We start from the raw sequence: 455 nt of genomic DNA, 5'->3' as shown, positions 1-455 counted from the left end.
CCCACTAAGGGGCGATAACACATGGGCTAAAATTAGGAACGAAGTGACGCAGCCCATGTGTTAGCGTCCCAGCGAGCGAAGCGAGAGCCTTTAGTGGTTTGTTATATTTCATTGTTTAAACATCCTTGAAAACATCATAAATAACAACCCCAACGTTAATGACCGTTAAGATCATAATGAAAATTGTCATATTGCGCATTTGAGAAGTCATTGATTTGATTTTTGAGTTGAACTCTTCATTTTCGCGGCGAGCAATTTCTTCCCTATAGAAGCTAAGTCCAAGACTTGTCGATTTAGCGATTTGATCATAGCTTCTTTTTAAAGACTCAATATCTCTATTTTTTAATTCGTCAAATGAACTCATTTCTTTTCCCTGAAATATAACACCAAATTGAGCGGCGTTGCCCGCTTTTGGCAATGTCCGCTTGAATTTTATTGTTATGTGTCACCCACTA

At 38.5% G+C, this 455-nt stretch carries 1 protein-coding gene; it reads right to left on the bottom strand.

Annotated elements, in window-relative coordinates; all coding sequences use genetic code 11:
• Nucleotides 1–115: 115 nt before the first annotated feature.
• Nucleotides 116–364, bottom strand: coding sequence for a hypothetical protein (locus V5298_RS20870; protein WP_189404137.1), 249 nt, complete (start codon nucleotides 362–364; stop codon nucleotides 116–118).
• Between the last annotated feature and the right edge of the window lie 91 nt (nucleotides 365–455).

It is taken from the genome of Alteromonas sp. 14N.309.X.WAT.G.H12 (assembly GCF_036697315.1).
In the GTDB taxonomy this organism is placed as follows: domain Bacteria; phylum Pseudomonadota; class Gammaproteobacteria; order Enterobacterales; family Alteromonadaceae; genus Alteromonas.
Note: the sequence above shows the minus strand (reverse complement) of the source record. Positions and strands in the feature narration are given on the sequence as shown.

What these genes read in the sequence shown, in the direction of transcription:
- V5298_RS20870 (WP_189404137.1), bottom strand. Translation starts at nt 364, where the DNA reads ATGAGTTCATTTGACGAATTAAAAAATAGAGATATTGAGTCTTTAAAA.